General features: G+C 62.1%; 17 protein-coding genes and 1 tRNA gene. 4 read left to right on the plus strand and 14 right to left on the minus strand.

Going from position 1 to position 25,457, the window contains the following annotated elements; all coding sequences use genetic code 11:
• Positions 1-240 precede the first annotated feature (240 nt).
• The 3 genes from QIW53_RS14050 to QIW53_RS14060 all read left to right on the plus strand — a co-directional run bounded on the left by QIW53_RS14050 (position 241) and on the right by QIW53_RS14060 (position 3,155).
• Positions 241-327 (plus strand) — tRNA-Leu (locus tag QIW53_RS14050).
• Positions 328-579: 252 nt separating this feature from the next.
• Complete coding sequence (locus QIW53_RS14055; protein ID WP_371050202.1) at positions 580-1,590, plus strand: extracellular solute-binding protein; 1,011 nt, start codon at positions 580-582, stop codon at positions 1,588-1,590.
• The gene (locus tag QIW53_RS14060) at positions 1,590-3,155 is read left to right on the plus strand and encodes an ABC transporter permease (RefSeq protein WP_371050203.1); all 1,566 of its coding nucleotides are present in this window, start codon (positions 1,590-1,592) and stop codon (positions 3,153-3,155) included. The genes QIW53_RS14055 and QIW53_RS14060 overlap by 1 nt, the downstream gene beginning before the upstream one ends.
• 283 nt (positions 3,156-3,438) lie before the next feature.
• On the opposite strand, the gene QIW53_RS14065 is transcribed toward QIW53_RS14060, so the two are convergent.
• The 12 genes from QIW53_RS14065 to QIW53_RS14120 form a co-directional block, all read right to left on the minus strand.
• The gene (locus QIW53_RS14065) at positions 3,439-5,373 is read right to left on the minus strand and encodes a methyl-accepting chemotaxis protein (protein WP_371050204.1); all 1,935 of its coding nucleotides are present in this window, start codon (positions 5,371-5,373) and stop codon (positions 3,439-3,441) included.
• A 151-nt stretch (positions 5,374-5,524) separates the two neighbouring features.
• A complete protein-coding gene (locus QIW53_RS14070) occupies positions 5,525-6,817 on the minus strand; it encodes an adenylosuccinate synthase (RefSeq protein ID WP_371050205.1) in 1,293 nt (430 codons plus the stop codon).
• A 54-nt stretch (positions 6,818-6,871) separates the two neighbouring features.
• Positions 6,872-8,059, minus strand: a complete 1,188-nt coding sequence (locus QIW53_RS14075) for an ATP phosphoribosyltransferase regulatory subunit (protein ID WP_371050206.1) — start codon at positions 8,057-8,059, stop codon at positions 6,872-6,874.
• A gap of 313 nt (positions 8,060-8,372) precedes the next feature.
• Positions 8,373-9,242: a protease modulator HflC gene (gene hflC / locus QIW53_RS14080; RefSeq protein WP_093227195.1), complete on the minus strand. Its 870-nt coding sequence runs from the start codon at positions 9,240-9,242 to the stop codon at positions 8,373-8,375.
• Entirely contained in the window at positions 9,242-10,417 is a 1,176-nt protein-coding gene (gene hflK, locus QIW53_RS14085; protein WP_371050207.1) for an FtsH protease activity modulator HflK, read from the minus strand. The genes hflC and hflK overlap by 1 nt, the downstream gene beginning before the upstream one ends.
• A 96-nt stretch (positions 10,418-10,513) precedes the next feature.
• Positions 10,514-11,815: a ribosome rescue GTPase HflX gene (gene hflX / locus QIW53_RS14090; protein WP_371050208.1), complete on the minus strand. Its 1,302-nt coding sequence runs from the start codon at positions 11,813-11,815 to the stop codon at positions 10,514-10,516.
• Between the two features lie 12 nt (positions 11,816-11,827).
• Complete coding sequence (gene hfq / locus QIW53_RS14095; protein WP_144928401.1) at positions 11,828-12,088, minus strand: RNA chaperone Hfq; 261 nt, start codon at positions 12,086-12,088, stop codon at positions 11,828-11,830.
• 94 nt (positions 12,089-12,182) lie between these two features.
• Positions 12,183-13,154 (minus strand): tRNA (adenosine(37)-N6)-dimethylallyltransferase MiaA, encoded by a 972-nt coding sequence (gene miaA, locus QIW53_RS14100; protein ID WP_371050209.1) that lies wholly within the window; start codon positions 13,152-13,154, stop codon positions 12,183-12,185.
• The gene (gene mutL / locus QIW53_RS14105) at positions 13,154-15,061 is read right to left on the minus strand and encodes a DNA mismatch repair endonuclease MutL (RefSeq protein ID WP_371050210.1); all 1,908 of its coding nucleotides are present in this window, start codon (positions 15,059-15,061) and stop codon (positions 13,154-13,156) included. Before mutL ends, miaA begins: the two co-directional genes overlap by 1 nt.
• Positions 15,058-16,437: an N-acetylmuramoyl-L-alanine amidase gene (locus QIW53_RS14110; protein WP_371050211.1), complete on the minus strand. Its 1,380-nt coding sequence runs from the start codon at positions 16,435-16,437 to the stop codon at positions 15,058-15,060. Before QIW53_RS14110 ends, mutL begins: the two co-directional genes overlap by 4 nt.
• 48 nt (positions 16,438-16,485) lie before the next feature.
• Positions 16,486-16,956 (minus strand): tRNA (adenosine(37)-N6)-threonylcarbamoyltransferase complex ATPase subunit type 1 TsaE, encoded by a 471-nt coding sequence (gene tsaE / locus QIW53_RS14115; protein WP_371050212.1) that lies wholly within the window; start codon positions 16,954-16,956, stop codon positions 16,486-16,488.
• Positions 16,944-18,443, minus strand: a complete 1,500-nt coding sequence (locus tag QIW53_RS14120) for an NAD(P)H-hydrate dehydratase (protein ID WP_371050213.1) — start codon at positions 18,441-18,443, stop codon at positions 16,944-16,946. Before QIW53_RS14120 ends, tsaE begins: the two co-directional genes overlap by 13 nt.
• A 63-nt stretch (positions 18,444-18,506) precedes the next feature.
• Here QIW53_RS14120 and queG point away from each other — a divergent pair, with 63 nt between their 5' ends.
• The gene (gene queG, locus QIW53_RS14125) at positions 18,507-19,577 is read left to right on the plus strand and encodes a tRNA epoxyqueuosine(34) reductase QueG (RefSeq protein ID WP_371050214.1); all 1,071 of its coding nucleotides are present in this window, start codon (positions 18,507-18,509) and stop codon (positions 19,575-19,577) included.
• A gap of 4 nt (positions 19,578-19,581) precedes the next feature.
• Here the strand turns inward: queG and QIW53_RS14130 are convergent, their stop codons facing one another.
• Together QIW53_RS14130 and QIW53_RS14135 are read right to left on the minus strand one after the other, a co-directional pair.
• Positions 19,582-24,312 carry an RHS repeat domain-containing protein gene (locus QIW53_RS14130; RefSeq protein WP_371050215.1) on the minus strand — a complete coding sequence of 1,577 codons (4,731 nt, stop codon included), beginning with the start codon at positions 24,310-24,312 and terminating at the stop codon, positions 19,582-19,584.
• Positions 24,313-24,374: 62 nt separating this feature from the next.
• Positions 24,375-25,349: a hypothetical protein gene (locus tag QIW53_RS14135; RefSeq protein ID WP_371050217.1), complete on the minus strand. Its 975-nt coding sequence runs from the start codon at positions 25,347-25,349 to the stop codon at positions 24,375-24,377.
• Positions 25,350-25,457: the final 108 nt, after the last annotated feature.

A 25,457-nucleotide genomic window follows, 5' to 3' on the forward strand; every position in this document is an offset into this window, starting at 1 on the left:
AATTGGTAGACACGCCAGCTTCAGGTGCTGGTGACCTTACGGTCGTGGAAGTTCGAGTCTTCTTCTGGGCACCAATTTCGAGCTTGAGATTAGATCAATTTCAAGGCTCACACAAAAACCCGCGAAAGCGGGTTTTTGCATTCTAAGCATTTGATTTATTAAAACCAAATCAGGGGTTTACAGATCAAAATGCTCTCCGTATAGTGCGCCACATCAACAGCGGCAACGCTGAAGATGATTGCCCAGATGGTGAAATTGGTAGACACGCCAGCTTCAGGTGCTGGTGACCTTACGGTCGTGGAAGTTCGAGTCTTCTTCTGGGCACCAATTCTTGTAGAAACCCGCGAAAGCGGGTTTTTGCGTTTCTGGCCTGGAACATTTCCTACTGTAGGAGCGAGGTTGCTCGCGATGGACGTCAACGATAACGCTGACGGCCTGACACCCCGCGGTGAAGCGGCCTCAATCGCGAGCATGCTCGCTCATACAGGTAACAGCGCGCAGACGCAATGCTCATTTGAGAACAGATATCGTTTATCATTGTTGCAAGTTTTTGCAATGCGACAGTGAGGAACCCTGCGAATGATGTTTCGAAATACCCTGCGCCGCGGCCTGACCATCACCCTGCTCGGCCTGACACTCGCCACTCCCCTCACCCAGGCTGCCGACGCCGCCTCCCTGACCCTCTACAACGGCCAGCACAAGGAAGTCGGCGACGCCGTCGCCAAGGCCTTCGAAGCCAAGACCGGCATCCATGTCAACGTGCGCAAGGGCAGCAGCAACCAGCTCGCCAGCCAGGTCGTCGAAGAAGGCGATCGTTCACCTGCCGATGTCATCTACACCGAAGAGTCGCCACCGCTGAACAAACTCGGCGAACAGGGCCTGCTGGCGCAGACCGACGCCGCGACCCTGGCCGTCCTGCCCAAGGACTACGTTGCCCAGAACGGCACCTGGATCGGCGTCACCGCCCGGGTACGGGTCGTGGCTTTCAACCCGAAATTGATCGACGAAAAAGACCTGCCCAAGTCGGTCATGGAATTTTCCGATCCGAAATGGCAGGGCAAGGTCGGTTTCGTGCCCACCAGCGGCGCGTTCCAGGAACAGGCCGTCGCCATCATCAAGGTGCACGGCATGGACGCGGCCGAGGAGTGGCTGACCGGTCTGCGCGCCTTCGGCAAGACCTACAGCAACAACATGGTTGCACTCAAGGCCGTGGAAAACGGCGAAGTCGCTACCGTGCTGGTGAACAACTATTACTGGTTCGCACTGCAGCGTGAAAAAGGCCAGCTCGACTCGAAGCTGCACTACTTCACCGGCGGCGACGTCGGTGGACTGATCACCGTATCCAGTGCCGCCGTGCTCAAATCCAGCAAGCACCCCAAGGAAGCCCAGCAATTGCTCGCCTACATGGCCAGTGAAGAAGGTCAGCGGGTGATCACCCAGACCACTGCCGAGTACCCGCTGCACAAGGGCATGGAATCGGATCGTGGTCTCAAGCCGTTCAGCGAACTGCAAGCGCCCAACGTCACCCCTGCGGACCTCGGCAATGCTGAAGAAGCCCTGGATCTGGAACGCGACGTTGGCCTGAACTGATGAGCGCATCGTCAGTCGCCCCCGCCACGCGCGGGGGTTATGTGCCACGGCGCAAGCGGCCGTCGATCTGGCTGCTGCTGCCGGTGTTGGTGCTGGTGGTACTCAGCCTGCTGCCCCTGGCGTATGTCGGCCTGAAAACCTGGCAGGCCGGCTGGGCCGAGGCGCTGCACCTGCTATGGCGTCCCTACGTATTCGGCCTGCTGCGCAACACGCTGGCACTGATGGTCGGCGTGACGGTCGCCTGCGGCGTCATCGGGCTGTCGCTGGCCTGGCTGCTGGAGCGCAGCAATCTGCCGGGGCGGCGCCTGTGGGGCGTGATCCTGTGCCTGCCGTTCGCGGTGCCGGCGTTTGTCAGCAGCTTCACCTGGGTTTCGCTCAGCGCGCACTTCGAAGGCCTGGGCGGGGCGATCCTGGTGATGACCCTGTCGAAGTATCCGCTGATTTTCCTGCCGGTCGCGGCGACGCTGCGCAACCTTGATCCCTCCCTCGAAGAGTCTGCGCGCACCCTTGGCCAGAATCGCTGTGGCGTGTTCTTCAAGGTCACCCTGCCACTGCTCTGGCCGTCACTGCTGGCCGGCTCGCTCCTGATTGCGCTGCACATGCTGGTGGAGTTCGGCGCCCTGTCGATCATCGGCCTGCAGACCTTCACCACCGCGATCTACCAGCAATTCGAGCTGGAATTCAGCAACGCCAACGCCGCGATGCTGTCGGCGGTGCTGCTGGCGCTGTGCCTGATGCTGCTGTGGCTCGAGCTGCGGGTGCGCGGCAAAGGGCGTCACGTGCGCACCGGACAGGGCGCGGCGCGGCGCGCGGAACAGGTTCGCCTGGGCCCCTGGACAATCGCGGGACAGCTTTACTGCCTGACCCTGGCAATCATCGGCAGCGGCATTCCCCTGGGAATGCTGGCGTACTGGCTGATGGTGGGTTCCTCGGCAGCGTTTCCGGTGGCCGCGATCAGCGAGGCGCTGCTGTCTTCCCTGGCACTGTCCCTGGGCGGCGCCGCCTTGTGCCTGGTGCTGGCCGTCCCCGTGGGGTTGCTGGTGGTGCGCTACAAAGGCCAGTTGGCCATCTGGGCCGAACGCCTGCCGTACCTGCTGCACGCGTTGCCTGGGCTGGTGATTGCCCTGACACTGGTGTACTTCGCGCTGCATTATGTGCCGGCGCTGTACCAGACCTCGGCACTGCTGCTGATTGCCTACGCGCTGCTGTTTCTACCGCTGGCCCAGGCGCCGATTCGCACTGCCCTGAACAAGGCCGCACCACAACTCGAAGAAGCCGCCCGAACGCTGGGCGCATCGTCTTTCAGTGCGTTTTGCCGAGTGACCTTGCCGATCATTTTTCCGGCACTGGGGGCGGCGTTTGCGCTGGTGTTCCTGGATGCGATGAAGGAGCTGACGGCCACGCTTCTGCTCAGCCCGACCGGGCTCAACACGCTGGCCACGGAAGTGTGGGCGCATACCGCGAACGTGGAGTTCGCGGCGGCGGCGCCTTATGCGGCGTTGTTGATACTGGTCTCGGGACTGCCGGTTTACTTGCTGACGACGCGGATGTATTTGAGCCGCTGAGAACGCTATCGCGAGCAGGCTCGCTCCCACAGGGATCGCACTCGCTTTTGATCCGGCTTTTGACCTTGATCTGCCCCGTCGGAAGGCCGTACGTCAGGGGCGAGAAGCGCTTGGTTACTTGGCGTCGGGCCGCGCGGGCTTTTCCAAGTAACCCGCCGTAAGGAACCTTAAGTAGACTTTACCGCAACAATGGATATGTACACCCAAAAGAACATGGCCGGCTATAAGGCCGCCTTCGCTGGCAAGCCAGCTCCCACATGGGTCGCGTGTACACTCGCAGAAATCAGGCCCTGAACTGCCCCAGGCTCGCCTTGAGCTGGGCAGCCAGCCCATCCAGCACCTTGCCGCTCTCAGTCGTCTCCACCACCGCCTGAGCAGCTTTCTCAGCCTGGGCATGAATGGTTTCAACCCGTCCACGCACCGCCTGGGCGCCCTGCGCCTGATGAGCCGCTGCCTGGGTCGCCAGGCCAATCGCCGCATGCACTTGCTCGACCGACGCCTGCACCGACTGCTGCAAACGCGCGCTGTCGCGCAGCACCAGCAGACCTTCGCTGGCCTGACGCCCGGCTTGGCCAATCGCGGCCACGGCCTCGCGTGCGCCTTGTTGCAGGGCGACGATGTGCGCCTGGATGTCGCCGGTGGAGCTCTGGGTCTTGCTCGCCAACGCCCGCACCTCATCCGCCACCACGGCAAAGCCGCGACCGGTTTCACCCGCCCGCGCCGCCTCGATGGCCGCGTTGAGCGCCAACAGGTTGGTCTGCTCGGCAATGCCGTGAATCACGGTCAACACCACTTCGATCTGTTCGCTCTGCTGCGCCAGTCGCTCGATGACCTTCGCGCCTGTATCGACCTGCTCGGCCAAGGCTTCGATCAGGCTGCCGACCTTCGCCGACGTCCGGGTGTTTTCATCGGTGGCCGAACGAATGTCCACCACCTGCTGCAAGGCCGCCTGCATGGCATGGCTTTCAGACTGCGCCTCATCGGCCATCTGCGACAGCGCGCGCAGGCTCTCGGCCACCTCGTCACGCTGCATGCCGGCCGCCGCGTCGGCACCGGCATTGCGCAGGGTCATGGCGCCAATCTCGACACCGGTTCGCTGAGCGACATCGCCGGCTTCACGGACGATGGGCTGCAACTTGTCCACAAAGCGATTGACCGCCGACGCCATGTCGCCGATCTCGTCCTTGCTGTTGATCTGCACGCGCTTGGTCAGGTCGCCCTCGCCCGCCGCGAGGTCGTCCATGGCGATGATCAGCATTTTCAAGCGGTTGACCACACGCCGCCCCAACACCACGGCCAGCAGCAGCAACACGCCGCAACCTACCAGCGCCAGGCCCGCGCCGATGCGCCAACGCAGAGTGGCCGCCGCTTCCTGAACGGTGCCGGTGGTGTTGGCTTTCATGTCGGCGGCGGTGGACTGCGCGGAGGCCAGGCGTGCGCGCATGGCGGTGGCACTGTCGGCCGCCGCGCCCTTCAGGCTGTCGCCCACCAGTTGATCGCTGCTGGCGATCAGCGACTCGAAGCGTTTATCCAGGGCCGCCAGGTCGGTTTCCACCGAGGCCGTGGAGACACCCATCAGGACCTTGCCGATTTCCACGCCATTGGGGTTGATCGAGGCTTCCACGTAGTAGACCGACGGATCGTTCTTCGCCGCGTCCAGCACCTTGTCCAGCGCACGTTCGCCCTGGCCTTTTTCCAGAAGCGCCTTGTTGATCGGGTTTTCGCGGTTGAGGTAGCGTGTCAGATGCTGCCCGGTCGCGTCGTCATAGACCACGAACAGCACGTTGGGATTGCGCTGGGCCCGACGGGCGAATTCGGACAGGGTCGGCACGTCGTTGTCCCACATGGCGCGCGGTGCCACCGAGGCCAGCAGTTGTGCCATATCACTGGCGGAATCCTTGAGATCCTTTTCCAGCGTAGCCCGCAGCTGCGCCTGCTCTTCCTCCAACCGCGAGGACAATCCGGCGGTCAGGCGCTGACGCGTACTGGCGGAAAGACTGTCGAGGCTCGACGTGACTTCTCGCCCCGCCTGCTCGAGCTCGGTGGACAGCTTTTGACTGTCAGCCCCCAGGCGCACCCCCAAATCAGCTTCCAGCGCCGTCACCGTGCTCCGGGTCAGGGCAACCGCCACCAGCACCTGCACCAAAAGGGCGATACCAAGGGTAACGAACACAGGCCGCAACAGACGGCTTTGTAACAAGGAGAGAACGGCCGACACAGGTGATACCTCTGTTTTGACGCCATTAAATTGATGGCACGCATGCAAGCCATGCTTTTTAATGAAATCCCAGCAAAGGTCATGCCGTCTGACAGACAGATACGACAAAGGGCCCAACAGAGGGCCCTTTGCTTTTTACATCAACGACTTATCAGGCGAACGGATGACGCAGAACGATGGTTTCGTTGCGGTCCGGACCCGTCGAAATAATGTCGATCGGCGCGCCGACCAGCTCTTCGACGCGCTTGATGTAGTTGCGCGCGGCTTGCGGCAGCTCTTCCAGCGTCTTGGCGCCGAGGGTGGATTCTTTCCAACCCGGCATTTCTTCGTACACCGGCTCCAGGCCGATGTAGCTGTCGGCGTCGGTTGGTGCGTCGATCACTGCACCATCCTGGTTCTTGTAGCCGACACAGATGTTGATGGTTTCAAGGCCGTCCAGGACGTCCAGCTTGGTCAGGCACAGGCCCGAGATGCTGTTGACGTCGATGGCGCGACGCAGGATGACGGCATCGAACCAGCCGCAACGACGGGCACGCCCGGTGGTTGCACCGAATTCATGGCCGCGCTTGGCCAGGAAGGCACCCACGTCGTCGAACAGCTCGGTCGGGAATGGACCGGAACCAACGCGAGTGGTGTAGGCCTTGGTGATGCCCAGGATGTAGTCGATGAACATCGGGCCAACGCCAGAACCGGTGGCAATGCCGCCCGCCGTGGTGTTGGAGCTGGTGACGTACGGGTAGGTACCGTGGTCGATGTCCAGCAGGGAGCCTTGGGCACCTTCGAACATGATGTCCTTGCCGGCGCGACGCAGGTTATGCAGCTCGGCAGTGACGTCGAGCATCATCGGCTTGAGCAGCTCGGCGTATTCCATGCACTCGTCCAGGGTCTTCTGGAAGTCGATGGCCGGCTCTTTGTAGTAATTGACCAGTACGAAGTTGTGGTAGTCCAGCAACTCGCCCAGCTTGGCGGCGAAACGCTCGCGGTGGAACAGGTCGCCGATGCGCAGGCCACGACGTGCAACCTTGTCTTCGTATGCCGGGCCGATACCACGACCGGTGGTGCCGATCTTCAGCTCGCCACGGGCTTTTTCACGGGCCTGGTCCAGCGCCACGTGGTAGGACAGGATCAGCGGGCAGGAAGGGCTGATGCGCAGGCGCTCGCGCACCGGTACGCCTTTCTCTTCCAGCTTGTTGATTTCCCGCAGCAGGGCGTCGGGTGCAACCACCACGCCGTTGCCGATCAGGCACTGCACACCTTCGCGCAGCACGCCCGACGGGATCAGGTGCAAGACGGTTTTTTCGCCATCGATCACCAGGGTGTGACCCGCGTTGTGGCCACCCTGGTAGCGCACTACGGCGGCAGCATGTTCGGTCAGCAGATCAACGATCTTGCCTTTGCCCTCATCACCCCACTGGGTGCCCAGGACTACGACATTCTTACCCATAACACTTGTCCTCATTCGCGCAAACTTGGTGCCGGCGGCGGCCGGCAGGAAAACTCAAGAAGCCAGTGGCGATACTTGCCAAAGCCCGTTCTGCTGAATCAATTGCCGGTCGCAGTCCGCTTCACGGGCGGCGGCCAAAGGCTGGCCAGGCAAGGCCTGGACAACACGCTGACCCTCACTGCGCAACTGGCAAACCTGCTGCCAGAGTGCCGCATCCGTACTGTCAGGCATCCAGATACCGCCAGACGGTAGCTCGATCTCAGCACGCCCCAGGGTCACCAGGGTTTTCAAATCGGTAGAGAAGCCGGTGGCCGGACGGGCACGACCGAAGTCGGCACCGATGTCGTCGTAACGACCGCCCTGGGCAATGGACTGGCCAACCCCCGGCACGAATACGGCGAACACCACACCGGTGTGGTAGTGGTAGCCACGCAGCTCGCCCAAGTCGAAGTACAGCGGCAACTCCGGGAAGCGACTGGACAGACGCTCGGCAATCGCCAGCAAGTCGTCCAGCGCCGCCGCGACCTGCGCTGGCGCCTTGGCCAGGCGCTCGCGAGCGGCCACCAGCACTTCACGGCCACCGCACAGGTCCACCAGAGCGCGCAGCATGTCCGACAGATCCGCCGGCAAGCCTTCGGTCAAGGTAATGACCTCGTCGATGGCCTTACGTTGCAACGCATCGAACAACTGCTGCTCGACTTCACCGGACAAACCGGCGGCACGGGCCAGGCCACGGTAGATACCGACGTGGCCCAGGTCCATGTGCACATCCGGCACATCGGCCAGTTGCAGCATGGCCAGCATCAGGCTGATGACTTCGACGTCACTGCTCGGGCTGGCATCGCCGTACAACTCGGCACCCAGCTGAATCGGGCTGCGCGAGGACGACAGAGCACGCGGCTGGGCGTGCAGCACGCTGCCGGCGTAGCACAGACGATTAGGGCCTTCGCGACGCAGGGTGTGCGCATCGATGCGCGCCACCTGCGGCGTGATATCCGCCCGGAAACCCATCTGCCGGCCCGATTGCGGGTCGATGACCTTGAAGGTACGCAGATCCAGGTCCTGGCCCGCGCCGGTCAGCAGGGATTCCAGGTACTCGATATGGGGAGTCACGACAAACTCGTAACCCCAGCTCTGGAACAGATCCAACACCTGGCGACGCGCGACTTCTATGCGCGCCGCCTCTGGTGGCAGTACTTCTTCGATGCCATCTGGCAGCAGCCAGCGGTCTACCGTTGCCATTACGCCATTCCCCTATGATCCGGGCGGCAAGCCTTGGGGCGAGCCTTGAGTGAAGCAGAAAATACCTGGCCCTGCGCAAACCACGCGCATGAGCGACGAAGCGAAAAGCCCGTAACAGGCTTCGCCAAGCACTTTCCTCGTAAAACCTGTCGAGCCAAAAGGCCCGGGCTTCTGCACCTGAACAGCAACCAAAGGTGCAGACGCAAAAAAGCCGGGAATTTCCCGGCTGCCGCATCATACACACGTTTTCCCAAAGGATCACCCCGCCGAAGGTTTTAGCCGCCCGGCGGAGATGATTCAGGTCAACGTCGTATCAAGGCTTGGCTTTTTCCAGGTAGTGGAAGAAGTCACTGCTTGGGTCGAGGACCATGACGTCGGATTTGTTCGCAAAGCTTTCACGGTAGGCACGCAGGCTACGGTAGAACGCGTAGAACTCCTGATCCTGACCATAGGCCTTCGAGTAGATCGCAGCGGCCTGGGCATCGCCGTCACCGCGAATCTCTTCGGATTCACGATAGGCCTCAGCCAGCAGCACGCGGCGTTGACGATCGGCGTCGGCACGGATGCCTTCTGCCAGCTCGTTACCCTTGGCGCGGTGCTCGCGAGCTTCACGCTCACGCTCGGTGCTCATACGCTCGAACACGCTGCGGTTCACTTCCTTGGGCAGGTCGATGGTCTTGACGCGAACGTCCACCACTTCGATACCCAGCTCCTTTTCCGCCATCTTGTTCAGCGACGAGGTGATGTCCGCCATCAGCGCATCGCGCTCACCCGACACCACTTCGTGCAGGGTGCGCTTGCCGAACTGGTCACGCAGGCCCGATTCCAGACGACGGGACAGACGCTCGTCGGCGATCTGCTTGAGGCCGGAAGTCGCGGTATAGAAACGCTCGGCGTCCTTCACCCGCCACTTGGCGTAGGCATCGACCATCACGGCTTTCTTTTCCAGGGTCAGGAAGCGCTGCGTCGGTGCATCCAGCGTCATCAGGCGAGCGTCGAATTTACGCACCTGGTTGACGTAAGGCACTTTCACATGCAGGCCCGGCTGGACATCGGCCTGGACCACGCGTCCGAACTGCAGCAACACCGCACGCTCGGTCTGAGCCACGATGTAGAAGCAGTTCCAGGCAGCGATCGCCACGACGACGCCGACAATAAGGGCGATCAGCGATTTATTGCTCATCAGCGACTCTCCCTGGTACGTGCCTGCTGTTGCTGCAGATCAGCTGCCGCACGCGCATTCGCTTCATTGCTGGTAGCCGCGCCACTGTTGAGCGGTGCATTTGTACTGCGACCGCTGCTGTCGATCATTTTGTCCAGCGGCAGGTAGAGCAGGTTGCTCTGGCCATTCTTGTTGCCGGTCACGAGCACCTTGCTGGTGCTGCTGAAGACTTCCTGCATGGTGTCCAGGTACAGGCGCTGACGGGTCACTTCAGGTGCCTTGCGATACTCGGCGACCAGCTTGGTGAAGCGGTCGGCCTCACCCTTGGCGCGCGAGACGGTTTCGTCACGGTAGCCGTTGGCGTCTTCAAGGATACGCTGGGCCTGACCACGGGCTTCCGGCACGACGCCGTTGGCATAGGTCTCAGCCTGGTTGCGCGAACGCTGCTCGTCTTCACGGGCACGGATCACGTCATCGAAGGCTTCCTGGACTTCACGCGGTGCCGCTGCGCTCTGTACGTTGACCTGGGTCACGGTGATACCGGTGCGATAGGTGTCCATGAAGCGTTGCAGGCGCTCCTTGATTTCGCTGGCCATCAATTCACGGCCTTCGGTCAGGACCTGATCCATGGCGGTGGAACCCACCACATGGCGCAAGGCGCTGTCCGTCGCGTGCTGCAGGCTGATTTCCGGCTGATCGACGCTCAGCACGAAATCCTGCAGGTTGCTGATCTTGTACTGCACGGTCAGCGGCACTTCGACGATGTTTTCGTCTTCGGTCAGCATCTGGCCCTGCTTGGTATACGCACGCTCACGCGTGACGTTTTCCATGTACTTCTTGTCGATCGGCGGGAAATAGATATTCAGGCCCGGACCCACCGTTTCGTAGTACTTGCCGAAACGCAGCACCACGGCTTGTTCCTGCTCGTCGACGACATAAACGGCGCTGTACAGCCAGACAGCCGCCAGCACGACCAGACCGATGCCGAGCAGGCCGCCAAAGCCGCCACTCTTGCCCGATCCACCGCCGTCATCACCGCGTTTCTTACCACCACCGAATAACCCGTTCAGGCTGTCCTGCAGCTTTCGGAAGGCCTCGTCGAGATCCGGTGGCCCCTTGCGGTCGCCGTTATTACGACGCTTGCCACCCCAAGGATCCTGATTATTCGAGTTGCCACCCGGCTCATTCCAAGCCATAGCGCTCTCCATCTGATAAAGCAAAGACGCACCCACGGCGCGCCGACCAATGCTACAGAATGCCTGTCCCTGCGGCACAACCGCTTTTTCAGGCTTTTATTGCAAAGTGTGTTGCTCGATGAATTCCATCGGCTGCATTCCCTCGCGGCTCACCAGTCGATTCAACTCGATTCGTGGCAAACGAACGGCCAGCAGGCAGATGCCTTCCTCGTCATGCTCTTCTTTCTGTACGGCACCGATTTCGAAAAACTGCGCACGCAGTCGAGCAAAACGCTGCGGCAAGCGCAAGGTGCCGACGAACAAATCATCGCCGAGCAGCTCGGCCACGGCCTGCTTGAGCAACTCCAGCCCGGTACCGTCCCTGGCCGACAACCAGACCCGTTGCGGCTTGCCGTCGGCGTCGCGCTGGATCTGCGGCTCCACTCCCTCGAGCAAATCGAGTTTGTTGTATACCTCGAGGATCGGCAAGTCCTGCGCCCCGATCTCGCCCAGCACCACCATGACCTGTTCAATCTGCGCCATGCGCTCAGGCTCATGGGCGTCGATCACGTGCAGCAGCAGGTCGGAGTTGCTCGACTCTTCGAGCGTAGCCCGAAATGCCTCGACCAGTTTGTGCGGCAGGTGGCGAATGAAACCCACGGTATCGGCCAGCACGATGGGGCCAAGGTCGTCGAGTTCGAGCCGGCGCAGCGTCGGATCGAGGGTGGCGAACAGCTGGTCAGCGGCAAACACCTCGGAATCGGTCACCGCGTTGAACAGCGTCGATTTGCCGGCGTTGGTATAGCCCACCAGTGAAACCGTCGGAATGTCAGCACGTTTGCGCCCTCGACGCGATTGCTCGCGCTGGCTGCGGACCTTTTCCAGGCGCCCCTTGATCTGTCGCAGACGCACCCGCAACAGGCGCCGGTCGGTTTCCAGCTGGGTTTCACCCGGACCCCGCAGACCGATACCGCCCTTCTGGCGTTCAAGGTGGGTCCAGCCGCGAACCAGCCGCGTACTCATGAACTCAAGCTGGGCCAGTTCGACCTGGAGCTTGCCTTCGTGAGTGCGGGCGCGCTGGGCAAAGATATCGAGAATCAGACCCGTGCGGTCGATCACGCGACACTCGAAAACACGCTCGAGGTTACGTTCCTGACTGGGTGTGAGGGTGTGATTGAAAATCACCAGATCGACCTGTTCGGCTTTGACCAGGTCGCGTAATTCCTCGACCTTGCCGCTGCCAATCAGGTATTTGGCGGTTGGCCGATGACGCGGCACGTTGAAAAACGCGACGGTATCGGCGCCAGCCGATGTTGCCAACTCCTGAAACTCCTGCGGATCTTCGCGCGCCTCAGGGTCCTGACCATCCAAGTGAACGAGAATGGCTCGCTCCCCACCACCGTGGCGCTCAAAGAACAAAGGAGACTCCTATCAGGCGTTACCTGGCTCAGCGTCACCCGACTCCGATTCGGTTGCGCTAGGCAGACGAATTGGACGAACCGGTACCACTGTCGAGATAGCGTGCTTGTAAACCATCTGGCTGACGGTGTTTTTCAGCAGGATGACGAACTGGTCGAAAGACTCGATCGTGCCTTGCAGTTTGATCCCGTTGACCAGGTAGATGGACACCCCAACTTTCTCTTTACGTAAAGTATTCAAGTAAGGGTCTTGTAGCGAATGCCCTTTTGACATGTGCCGCACTCCTTTAAGGATTCAATATAAAAAATAGGTAAACAGTTGGCTTGTGGCCGTCACACCCCCAAGGATAGACGGCAATTGCAAAGACTCAGCTCAATATGGAGATGGTCCCCAGGTATTTCAAGGCGCGTGGCAGATTGTCGCAATCGAGGCTGTCGAGCCAGTGTAAATCCGCCCAACTGCGCAACCAGGTGAACTGACGCTTGGCCAATTGGCGCGTGGCGATGATTCCACGCTCCTGCATCTCGGCCAGTGTCAGCTTGCCATCCAGGTAGTCCCAGACTTGTCGGTAACCTACCGCACGTATCGACGGCAACCCGCTGTGCAGGTCATTTCGTTTACGCAGGGCTACGACCTCGTCTATGAATCCCTGTTCCAACATCAAAGTGAATCTTTGTTTAATTCGTTCGTGCAGCACCTGGCGATTTGCCGGAGCGATGGCCAAGTTCGCGACAGTATAGGGCAATTGTTGCCGTCCCGAAGCGGCTGCTTCAGTACTTTGCGCACTTTGTTGCAATCTGAGCGCGGTCATGCTCTGACCACTGACCCGATAGACCTCCAGCGCACGACTGAGGCGCTGCGGATCGTTCGGATGAATACGCGCCGCCGATTCCGGGTCAATAATCGCCAATTGATCGTGCAGGGCCTGCCAACCCAGGCGCGCCGCTTCTTCCTCGATCTGCGCCCGCACCTCGGGATCGGCCGCCGGCATGTCCGCCAGCCCTTCGAGCAATGCCTTGTAATAAAGCATCGTACCGCCCACCAGCAGCGGAATCTTGCCGCGTGCCGTGATATCAGCCATGGCCTCGAGGGCATCGCGACGGAAATCCGCAGCCGAGTAGCTCTGCGCCGGATCGAGGATGTCGATGAGACGGTGCGGGAATTGCGCCAGTATCTCTTTCGAGGGCTTGGCGGTGCCGATGTCCATGCCGCGATAGACCAACGCCGAATCGACACTGATCAGCTCGCACGGCAGGACCTTGGTCAGCTCGATGGCCAGGTCGGTCTTGCCCGCTGCGGTCGGGCCCATCAGGAAAATCGCAGGAGGGAGCTGGCTCATCAACGACCGCGCAGGAACAGTTTGTCCAGATCGTCCAGGCCCAGTTGGGTCCAGGTCGGTCGGCCATGGTTGCATTGACCGCTGCGCTCGGTGTTTTCCATGTCTCGCAGCAAGCCGTTCATTTCCGGCAGGGCCAGGCGCCGGTTGGCCCGAACGGCGCCGTGGCACGCCATGGTGCCGAGCAATTCGTTCAGGTGCGCCTGGATCCGGTCGCTGGTGCCGTACTCCATCAGGTCGGCCAGCACATCACTGACCAGTCGATTGGCCTCGGCCTGCTTGAGCAGCGCCGGGATCTGCCGGATCGCCAGGGTTTCCGGGCCAAGGCGCTGCAATTCGAAGCCCAGGCGCTGGAACCAGGCCACGTGCTCTTCCGCACAATCGGCTTCACGCTGACTCAGTGCCAATGATTCAGGCACCAACAACGGCTGGCCACTCAAACCTTCGCTGGCCATGGCGACCTTGAGGCGTTCGTACATGATCCGCTCATGGGCCGCGTGCATGTCCACCAGCACCAGGCCCTGGGCGTTCTCGGAAAGGATGTAGATGCCCTTGAGTTGTGCCAAGGCGTAACCCAGCGGCGGAATATCGTCCTGCCCGGCCGGAAGGGCGGCGGCGTTGGCCTCCGGCAGCGGCGCAAAGAACTCCCGGTAAGCGGCCTGGGCTTCAGCCGCCGGCACGGCCGACTGCGGCCGCGGGGTGTACTGATACTGATAACCGGCGCCTGCCCCGCTGCCGGCGGTATTGAATGACGGCTGGGCCTGCGGCTGCTCGAGCAAGGCATTGGCGGCCAGGCGCATTTCGCCTTGCGGCCCGAACTCGCCGGCCTCGATGCCGGTCGGCCGGACGATGGCCGTGGCCACCGGCGCCGCCAGGTGATCGTCCGGACGTACATCGCCCAGGGCCCGGTGCAGGGTGCCATAGAGAAAGTCGTGGACCATGCGCCCTTCGCGGAAACGCACCTCGTGCTTGGTCGGGTGCACGTTGACGTCGACACCGGTGGGGTCGACCTCGAAAAACAGCACGAATGTCGGGTGCCGACCGTTGAACAGCACATCGCGATACGCCTGGCGCACTGCGTGGGCCACCAGCTTGTCGCGCACCGCCCGGCCGTTGACGAAGAAATACTGCAAGTCGGCCTGGCTGCGGTTGAACGTCGGCAGCCCGACCCAGCCCCACAAATGCAGGCCGTTGCGCTCGATTTCGATGGGCAGCGCCTGCTCCAGGAAACCCGGGCCGCAAATCGCCGCCACCCGCCGGGCGCGGGCCGCGTCGTCATGGGCTTCGTGCAGGCTGAGGATGGTCTTGCCATTGTGACGCAAATGAAACGCCACGTCGAAACGCGCCAGCGCCAGGCGCTTGATCACTTCCTGCAGGTGGTCGAATTCGGTTTTTTCGGTCTTGAGGAATTTGCGGCGCGCCGGAGTATTGAAGAACAGGTCACGCACTTCCACCGAGGTGCCCACCGGGTGGGCGGCCGGCTGGACCCGTGGCGCCATGTCCCGGCCTTCGGTCTCGACCTGCCACGCCTGTTCGGCATCGCGGGTGCGGGAGGTCAGGGTCAGGCGTGCCACGGAGCTGATCGAAGCCAGTGCCTCGCCGCGAAACCCGAGACTCATCACCTGCTCGAGGTCTTCCAGGTTGCGGATCTTGCTGGTGGCGTGACGGGCCAGGGCCAGCGGCAGGTCATCGGCCGAGATGCCGCTGCCATCGTCGCGCACCCGCAGCAGCTTGATGCCGCCCAGTTCGACATCGACGTCGATTCGCCTGGCGCCGGAGTCGAGGCTGTTTTCCAGCAGCTCCTTGATCACCGACGCCGGGCGCTCGACCACCTCGCCGGCGGCAATCTGGTTGGCCAGCCGGGGGCTGAGCAGTTCGATGCGAGCGCTGTCGGTCACGGCCTGGCTCATTCTTTGGACGCCAGTTCGGTGCCGGGGATGGTCAGGGTCTGACCGATCTTCAGCTCATCACTTTTCAGGTTGTTGGCACTGCGCAGGGTCGCCGGCGATACCTGATAGCGCACGGCGATCATTGCCAGAGTCTCGCCAGGGTTGACCCGGTGATCCCTTGGCCCCTGGGCAATCTTGCCCGAATCACGCAGCCAGGCGATGTAGGTCCCGGGCGGCGGGTTCTGCTGGAAGAACTGGCGCACACCGCTGCTGATCGAGCGGGCCAGCGCCTGCTGGTGGCTGGACGCGGCGAGCTTCGAGGCTTCGTTGGCGTTGGAGATGAAGCCGGTCTCGACCAGGATCGACGGGATGTCCGGCGACTTCAACACCATGAACCCGGCCTGCTCCACTCGTTGTTTGTGCAGGGGGGTGACGCGACCGATATTGCTCAGGACCTTCTGGCCGACGTTCAGGCTGGAGGTCAGGGACGCGGTCATCGACAGGTCGAGCAGCACGCCCGCGAGCATGCGGTCCTTGTCGTCGAGGCTGACGTTGCCGGCGCCGCCGATCAGGTCGGAGCGGTTTTCACTGTCGGCCAGCCAGCGCGCGGTTTCGGACGTGGCGCCACGGTCGGACAGGGCGAATACCGACGCACCAAATGCGGCGGTGGAAGGCGCGGCGTCGGCGTGGATCGAGACGAACAGGTCGGCGCCTTTTTTGCGGGCGATCTCGGTACGGCCACGCAACGGGATGAAGTAGTCACCTGTGCGGGTCAGTTCGGCGCGGAAGCCTTTCATGCCATTGACCTGACGTTGCAATTCGCGGGCGATGGACAGCACCACGTCTTTTTCACGCTGGCCGCGAGAGCCCGAGGCCCCCGGGTCTTCGCCACCGTGACCGGCGTCGATGACCACAATGATGTCGCGCTTGCCGGCCGGAGCGGGCGGCAGCTTCACCGGCGGGTCGACCGGGGTGACCGGCACTGGCGCAACGGTCGCGACGTTGGTCGGCGCAGGAATCGGTGCAGCATCCGCCGGGTTGTCGAACAGGTCGACCACCAGGCGGTTGCCGTACTGGGCGTTCGGCGCCAGGGTGAAGCTCTTCGGCGTGACGGTTTTCTTCAGGTCGATGACCACCCGCAGGTCAGTCGGCGTGCGCTGTGCCGAGCGCATGGCGGTGATCGGCGTGTTGGCGGTGGAAACGTTCAGTGGCGCGCCGAGGGAGGCGCCATTGATGTCGATCACCAGGCGATCCGGCGCCGTCAGGGTGAACACGCTGTGCTGCACCGGCCCGCTGAGGTCGAACACCAGCCGTGTGTTGTCCGGCGCTCGCCACAGACGAACGCTGTTGACCTTGGTGTCGGCCACAGCGTTGACGGTCACCGCCAAAAACAACATTCCTACGGCAGCTACCATCGCGCGAAAGCGCATACCTGACCCCATCATTTAATTGGATTCCAATGCCAAAGCGGCACACCAGGCCTCGCCGCGCGAGCCCTGGGACAAAATGTTCAGCGAACGTCCAGTGCCTTGCGGGCTAATGGTAATGGTCAGGTCGGGCTTTGGCAAAAAGCCTGCACCCTTCTGGGGCCATTCGATCAGGCACAAAGCGTCATCTTCGAAGTAGTCGCGGATGCCCAGGTACTCCAGCTCTTCCGGGTCGACCAGTCGATACAGATCAAAATGGAAGGCGCGGATGTCACCGATTTCGTAGGGTTCGACCAGGGTAAAGGTCGGGCTTTTGACCGCGCCCACATGGCCCAGGCCACGGATGATGCCCCTTGACAGCGTGGTCTTGCCGGCGCCCAGATCCCCCTCGAGAAAAATCAGACCGTGCCCTTCGGTGGTTTTCGCGATGCGTGCGCCGAATGCGGTCATCGCCTCTTCATCAGCCAGGTACAGGGTTACTTCAGACACGGTGCTTGCTCCTCCAACAACTGACGAATGGCTGGAATCAGATCACTGGCCGCCAGCCCACGGCCCGATTTACCTTGTTGCGCACCGGCATTGGCATGCAGCCAGACCGCGAGGCAGGCGCCATCGAAAGCGTTCATGCCTTGGGCCAGCAATGCGCCGACCAACCCCGCGAGTACATCCCCCAGGCCAGCGGTGGCCATGGCCGGATGCCCCTGGTGACACACCGCCAGGCGGCCGTCGGGGCTGGCAATCAGGCTGCCGGCGCCTTTGAGGATCACCACCGCCGTGTATTTCTTGCTCAACGCCTGCGCGGCACCCGGACGGTCGGCCTGCACCTGGGCGGTGCTGATACCGAGCAGGCGCGCCGCCTCGCCCGGGTGCGGGGTGATCACGCATTCCCGAGGCAAACTCACGCGCCCGTCCGCCAGCAGATTCAATGCGTCGGCATCCCAGACTTGCGGCAACGCGGCATCAGCCGCTGCCGACAGCAGGCTGCGGCCCCAGGAAGACTGCCCCAAGCCGGGGCCAACCACCAGCACGGAAACCTTTTGCAGCAGTCCCATCAACTGATTCGCCGACGAAGTGCCCAGGACCATGGCTTCCGGGAGCCTGGCCAGGGCCGCCGGTACATGTTCGCTGCGAGTGGCCAGCGATACCATGCCCGCGCCGCTGCGCAGGGCACTTTGCGCACTGAGCAGGATCGCCCCGCCAAACCCGCGATCACCGCCGATCAGCAGGACGTGGCCGAATTGCCCCTTGTGAGCGGTCGGCGCGCGGCTCGCCAGACGCGGCAGGTTATCGGCCGTCAGGCGCAGCGCACGGCGGTCGATACCCTCAAACGCCTCGGGCGACGCCTGCAGGTCATTGAACACCCAGTCGCCGACCACATCCGCCGCGTCGCCGGTGAACAAGCCCAGTTTCAAACCGATGAAGGTCACGGTCAGGTCCGCCCGCACTGCCACGCCAAACACCCGCCCGGTGTCGGCACACAGGCCGGAGGGAATATCCACCGCCGCGACCGGCAAGCCACTGGCATTGATGGTGCCGATCACACCCGCATAGGGCTCGCGCACCTCACCCGTCAGGCCGGTGCCGAGCAGCGCGTCCAGCACCACACCGCGCAACGGCGCTTGCTCGACCCAGGCCTGGATGGCCACGCCTTCGCGGCGCGCCTCGGCATGGGCCAACCCGGCATTCCCCTGCAAACGCTGAGGATCACCGACCGCCAGCACCCGCACCGCCCAGCCGGCACGCCGGGCCAGCACCGCAATCAGATAGCCATCACCGGCGTTGTTGCCGTGGCCGGCCACCACCGTCAATTCGTTTGCCGTTGGCCAGCGCCGTACCAGCGCCCGCCAGGTCGCGCGGGCGGCCCGCTGCATCAGCTCGAAGCCCGGTGTGCCGTCCGCGATCAGCCGCGCATCGACGGCGCGCACTTGCGCGGCGCTGTACAGCGCGTCGGGTAAATCATCTTTAGTGTGCAGCATGCGTCTTCGAGCTCCGATGTCTGGCAGAATTATACGCACCTCAGCTCCGGTTTCTCTCGCCTCATGCCCGCCATTACCACAGACCTGCTCGCCCTCGCCCAATCCATCAAGGACTGGGGCCGTGAGCTGGGCTTCCAGCAAGTCGGCATCAGCGGCCTGGACCTCGCCGAGCATGAGCAGCACCTGCAGCGCTGGCTCGATGCCGGCTACCACGGCGAGATGGACTACATGGGCGCCCATGGCAGCAAACGCTCGCACCCCGAGGAACTGGTACCCGGCACACTCCGGGTGGTTTCCCTGCGGATGGACTACCTGCCAGGGGATACCGAAATGGCCCAGCGTCTGGCCCAACCGGAAAAAGCCTACGTGTCCCGTTATGCCTTGGGCCGCGATTACCACAAATTGATCCGTAAACGTGTGCAGCAACTGGCAGAAAAGATTCAGGCGGTGATCGGCCCGTTTGGCTATCGCGCCTTCGTCGACAGCGCACCGGTACTGGAAAAAGCCATTGCCGAACAGGCCGGTCTGGGTTGGATCGGCAAAAACACCCTGGTCTTGAATCGCAAGGCCGGCAGTTACTTCTTTCTCAGCGAATTGTTCGTCGACCTGCCGTTGCCGGTCGACCCGCCGCACGCCACGGAACATTGCGGCCGGTGCACCGCCTGCCTCGACATCTGCCCCACCAACGCCTTCGTCGGCCCTTATGTGCTGGATGCCCGGCGCTGTATCTCGTACCTGACCATCGAGCTGAAAAATGCGATCCCGGAAGAGCTGCGGCCCTTGATCGGCAATCGGGTATTCGGCTGCGATGACTGTCAGATCGTCTGCCCGTGGAATCGCTTCGCCCGGCCCTCCGGTGAAAGCGACTTCAAGCCGCGCCACAACCTGGACAACGCCGAGCTGGCCGAACTGTTTCTGTGGGACGAGGACACTTTCCTCAGCAGTACCGAAGGCTCGCCGTTGCGGCGGGCGGGGTACGAGCGCTGGTTGCGTAATCTGGCCGTAGGCCTGGGGAATGCGCCTTCAACGATTCCGGTGCTGGAAGCGTTGAAGGCGCGACGGGATTATCCGTCAGAGCTGGTCAGGGAACACGTGGAGTGGGCCTTGCTGCAGCATTCGGCCCGCCACGCCTGATACCTCAGGTGTGACCGCCCACCTGCAGCACCGTCACCAACTGGGTCTTGTATTCCACCAGGTACGTCACGCGCTGGGCGCCGCCAATACGTGCCTCCCACATCTCGGAGGCACAGACCGGGTTACCCATATGGTCCTTGAAGTGATTCGAGCTGCTCTGCAGACGCTTGGGGTTGGCATCGCCCATTCGCCGAACGGCGGTGGCGGGGTCTACCCCTTCGTTATGAATCGCATTCTTGAACAGATCGTATTCGCCCTGGTGGGAGGCCTGTATTTTTTCGGCGATGTTGCGTCGCTGCGCCAGCTTGATTCGCCAGGGGCCCTTGGCAGGCGCACCTCCCGTTGCGCCGGACGTTGCCGCCGCACGGCCTGACTTTGAACCAATCTTTGCCGCCACCGGCGCGTCGGTCGGGCTCAAACCCTTGGCGAAGGCTCTATTGATCCGGTTGCCCACATTGGCCGCAGCCTTGCCCGCAGCGCCCAAGCCACTGGCGAACGAGGCCGCGCCCAGCCCCAGGCTGATCCAATCCAGTACATCCGCCGCTTGCGACTCCACATCGTAGGCCCGCAGCGCGGCACTGGTGGCCCCGACGACCCCGGAAGCCACCCCCAGGGCCAGGCTCACCACCGCCAGTGGCGTGGCGGCCCCCAATGTCAGCACGCTGGCCGCGATGCCGACGAACGACAGGACGCCGCTCAGGATCGCTTCCCAGAAATGCCCGGTCGGATCAACCCGGTTGATCGGGTCGCCCGCGCAATAGGCGTAAGGGTTCAAGCCCCCGGCACCAAACGGACTCAGGCTGTCGGGGCTGAGAAAGCGCATCAGCGTCGGACTGTACGCCCGATAGCCATCGCCCAGCAGGTACAGACCGGTCTGCACATCGAGCTGTTCGCCACTGAAACCCGGCAAGCTGAACAAGCCGCCTGGCGCCACTCGATGGCCATAGGGGCTGTAGGCGAAATGGGCAGACTGCGAACCCGAGACCTCGGTCAGCACGCTTTGCTGCTGATCGACCCCCAGCAGCCCGACGCCAGCCTCGCTCCCCTGACGATCCTGCCCCAGCAAAACGCCGCCCGATCGCAACGAAGTCAGGTGGCTGTCACCGCACAGATCGTTGGCCTGCCGGCCCTGCTGATAGAAGCGTCGGGTCGCAGGTCCCGACGGCTGCGTCAGCTCCACCAGCCGGTCGCGGGCGTCGTAGCGCAAGTTGCGTATGACCTGATCGTCGGCCCCGGTGATCTGGATCAAGCGGCCCAACGCGTCGTAATCGATCCGGCGCCCCTGCTCATCCTTGACCAGGTGACCGTTGTCGTCGTACTGCAATTCCACGGGCGCCGGGTAATCGGCATGGGTATTGCGGATACGGGCCAATTGCGTCGCGTCCGTTGCGCTGTATTCGAAGGTGGCCAGGTTATCGCCGCCGGGAAACCGGGTTTCCAGGGTGAGGATGTTGTCGAGCGCATCGAAGGTGAACTGTTGCTGGACGATTTCCTTGCCCTGGGGATCGCGAGGGCGCTGGGTGCCCTCGCAGGCGTAAAGACTCAGGCGGCCACGGGAGTCGTAGGTGAAATGTTCGTCGCGCAGGACTTCCTTGTCCTGCTTCAACGTCTTGCGGGCCAGTTTCCCCGTTGGGGTGTACGTCGAAGACAGGACCTGGGACACGCCCTCGCCGAACTCGAACGTGCGGGACACCTCACGCCCGAAATCATCGTAGGCCAGGCGAGTGGCCATTGAACCCGGCCCCTTCAGAGCACGTGAAACAACGGACGCCAGTTGCCCCAGAGGGTTGTAGATAAACGTGGTTTTCAACGCGCGATGCTGGAAGGTGCGTGGACGCCCCGCATCGTCGTAATCGGTCTCGTGCTCCTCACCCAACACGTCGATGCAACTGAGGGGGCGGCCGCCCAGCGAATAGCGGTAGGAAGCGCTTTTGTGCGCCTTGTCGACGATTGAGGTCTCCTGGGTCAGTCGCCCGTAGCGATCGTACTCGAGCCGGGTTTCACAGCCCTGTTCGACGCACCGGGTCACCAGCGCCAGGCGCGGGTCATAGTCGTAGCTGGCGAGCAGGCCCTCGGCCTGACGCTGCGTGACAACACCGCCCAGGCCAGGCTCGTAGAGGTAATCGATGCGCTTGCCATCGGGTCGTTGTTTCCAGGCCGGCAGGCTGCGTCCGCGTTCATAGCCGCACTGGCTGCTGCGCCCGCCGAGGGTGCTCTGCGTCAACCGACCCAGCCCGTCGAACACCTGCTGCCCGAGCATTTTGCCGGCGATCGTGACACTGATCGGCAGGTTTTCCTGGCTATGGGCGGCATAGGCCGTCTGAACCGTACTGCCGTCAGGCAAGGTGCTGAGAATCAGCCGATCGAAGACATCGTAGGCAAAGGTCGTCCGATGACCTGCGGCGTCCGTCTGGCCGACGGTACGCCCCAGGCCATCGTAGGTGTACAGCTGCTGCCCCTGACGGGTGCCAGAGGTATCCAGCCATTCGACGCGGTCAGGCTTGCCGAATGCGTTGAAGGCCGTGACGGTCTTGCCCATGCCCGCCTGCCAGGTCGTTTCCGTGCGCAGGACGGGGTCCTGCTCGCGATGTTCCTGGCGGCCATCAGGGTGCAGAGTGGCCGTGACCTGCCCCCAGTGATCGTAGACATGGCGGGTGATGAACGGGTGCCGCTCACCCCGCCACCAGTCGATCTTCTTTTCCCCCGTCAGTTGGCCGAGGGCGTCATAGTGCGCTTCATAGACCGTACGAAACATGACCTTGTCCGCATGCTCCGGGTCCTGCTCCTGGATTTCCCTGATCCGCCCAAGGCCGTCGTAGAGGCGTCTGGTCTGCAGGCCGTTGGCATCCGTGTCCAGTTTCGTCGCGACGATTCTGCCGTCCTGCTTTTCCAGCAAAAAGCTTGAGCGGCTGACGCTTTCGAAGGTGTCGCCGGCGGCGACGGTCCTGCTCAGCTCGCGTCCGAGCCGGTCGTAAGTGAAATCGACACGCCCCTGATCTTCGTTCTGCTCCGAACGTTTCAACCCATTGATCGCTGAAGACCTCACGCTCGATTCCCGGCGGGTCTGGTCAAACCCGAGCTGGAGGGTCTGGACTTCCAGCGTGGTGCCGTCGATCAGGTACTTGAATCGGGTCTCGCTGTCCTCGCCGTTCTGGCGCACGCTCTGTTTCTGCAAAACCAGGTAAGTCTGCGGGCCGGCGATCAGCTCGGCGTAGTGCAGGTCGGTCTGCGAACGCAGGACCTCGCCCCCGTCGGCATGTTCATAAAGCGCCTGCTGCTCGAGAACGATGTCGCAACCGGGCTCTCCCGCCTTGCCGATCTGTTTGTAGCGAAAGCGCAACTGCGTCGTCGCCGCCTGGGCGAACCCCGGCGCGGCCCGCACGGTCCTGCTCTTTTCGAAACGCACGAACCCGAGCGGATCCGCCGGGCAGCCCTCGGCCCCACTGGCCGGATAGAACTCCGACAGCGTGACCACCCCGTTCGGCGCGACATGCTTGAGCAGGTTGCCCCAGGCATCGAACAGCGTGGTGGTCACTTCGTCGCGCGACGTCTGGCGCTTGCGATTCTCATAACGCAGCGTCTGCACCTTGGGCATCCGGAACTGCGCAGGCTGCGCCTGGAACCCCTTGCCGGGCTCCAGGTGATAGCTCACGGTGCGGGTCGTCACGCTCTGATTGCACTTCGTCTCCTGGGAAACCAGCAGATGGTATTTGTTGTAGGTGCGCTTGATCGAACGATGCACGTTTTTGCCGTTCATCAGCAGTTGCGTGGAGGTGTAACGGTAGTCCTGCGCCAGTTGGTAAAGCGTATCGCCCTCGCGCGACCAGCGAACAAGGTTGTCGTCGTCATCGAACCCGAGGAAATTGGTTTGCGAAAAACTGTACTGGGTGGTGATCGGCGGCTGTGAGACGGGGAACACCGTGTGCGATAGCACATGCGGGATGGCCCGCCGAGGCGCATCCCGCGGCAGGCGATGGCCGGCTTCTTCATAGACGATCAGCTCCCGGGCACCCAGAGGCGACTTCACCCGCGTCAGGCATTCGACGCCCCCGATCACTTCACTGTCCAGCGACCAGACGCCGCCGTCCGGCAACTGCACGGCGCGCACCCGGTCGTCGGAGCGCTTGAGGATAAAAGGCGCGGCGCATTCGCTGTCGGGATACAGGGTCAGCGTCACCTGACCAGAGGTGCGGACAATTGTCAGCAGCGTGCGAGTGGCATCGCGAACTGCAGACAACACCGGCTCGCCATCGACCGCGCTGTAGTCGAGCTCGATCGCCGCACCGTTGGCCGACACGATCCTCTTCGGCACCGCCAGGTCGCTGCCGGCGTACAGGTGCAGCTCTTCGGTCAAACCGCTTTTGTGCACGACGTCAAAGCGCCCTGGGCCCGGGCGCAGAACCTTGAGGGTCTCGAGCTTGAGCTCATCGAACACCAGCCGCGAGGCCGTCTCCCTGGCTTTGTAGCGCTCGCCCGCGGACAGCGTGAGCTGGCGAGCGACCACGTTGTATTGGGTCAAGGGCAACGACCAGCCCTTGCCATATCCGCTGTCACTGCCTTGCAACGGGCTGAAAAAAAGCCTGATCGGCAATGACGGCCCTTGCAGAAAACCGGACTTCAGTTCGCCCAGCGTCAGCGAACAGGTGTAAAGCCCGGTGCGCGGGTCGACCCCCCCCGCAAGATAGCCGTCGAAGTTGAAGGCATTGGAATGTATGGAATCTTGTTCAACCGCCATTTGAATTCCTTTCAAACAGGATTTAAAAACATTAATCAAATAAATGGATGCGACGCCAATCTTTATCCTCGCCGCAAGCGAAACGCAGTCGCCTCAATATCAATGACCAGGGACAATTTATGGGTATTGCCATATTCATCGAGCACTGTAAAAAAATAATCATCGAGCCTGACATCAACGCCCGTGTGCTTGTAGCCTGGCGGTATACCCATAAAGACAACTATTTCACCTTCTGCCTGACTGACCGGCATCTGAAAACCCAGCACTTCGACGGACTCGCTGCCCACGGGCGCCATGATTCCGGTAAACGACCTCGGCGCCGGATGCGAGAGAATCAGGCCGGTGTAGCAGAACCTCAGCGGGAATTGTCCGGTGCCTTCATATTGCGCGGTGTTCCAGCTCAACAACTTGACTTGCCGGCGACCGGGGTACAAACCCAGATGATAACGAAGCATGGCGTGGCCATTAAAGGCGCCCCGTACTTCTTCCGACCGCCAGGTAAATTCTTCGTGACTGTAGGCAGGACTGCGCTCCGCCACCACAATGACGCTGCTGTTCATGGTTGAACCGTCTGGATTAGTGGCTTTATTGCTCCGATAAACCTGACCGTCGCAGGTGATCTCAGCGGCAATTTGCAGTTGGCCCTCTTCGGCAGAGGAAACCCAGAATTCCATCATCGAGCCACTGCCGCTGCCGCCTATGGAGGGGGCGATAGCGGTCCCCGGTATTTCATGCGCGAACTCGTTGGGTGAAGGGCAGGACGTCCAGCCTGCCATCGGTTGATGGGCATAAACATCGCGGCGCAGAGGCCTGGAGTCGTGGTAGCGAATCAGTCGAGTGGTGACCAGGCAGGGGTCGTACGGCAGTTCCACTTCATTGCCGGCCTCGTCGATCGCCAGCACAAACACCCAGACCCGAACTTGCATCCTGCCGTTGGCGTAGATTCTCTTGGACTCGACACCGGGTGCTTCAAAGCGGACCTGCAGTTTGGAAATGCGAACTTTTGCGCGAGCCGCGCCTGTATCAGTTTCCGCCATCAGTAATACCTCATGAATGAACCGGTAAAAATTCAATTACTGGAAAGTTGAAATTCAAAAAAAACAAAGCCCGCATCGAAGTTGTGCTGCGGGCTGCGACCAGAAATA

It is taken from the genome of Pseudomonas fluorescens, from assembly GCF_041354075.1.
Lineage (GTDB): Bacteria > Pseudomonadota > Gammaproteobacteria > Pseudomonadales > Pseudomonadaceae > Aquipseudomonas > Aquipseudomonas fluorescens_CE.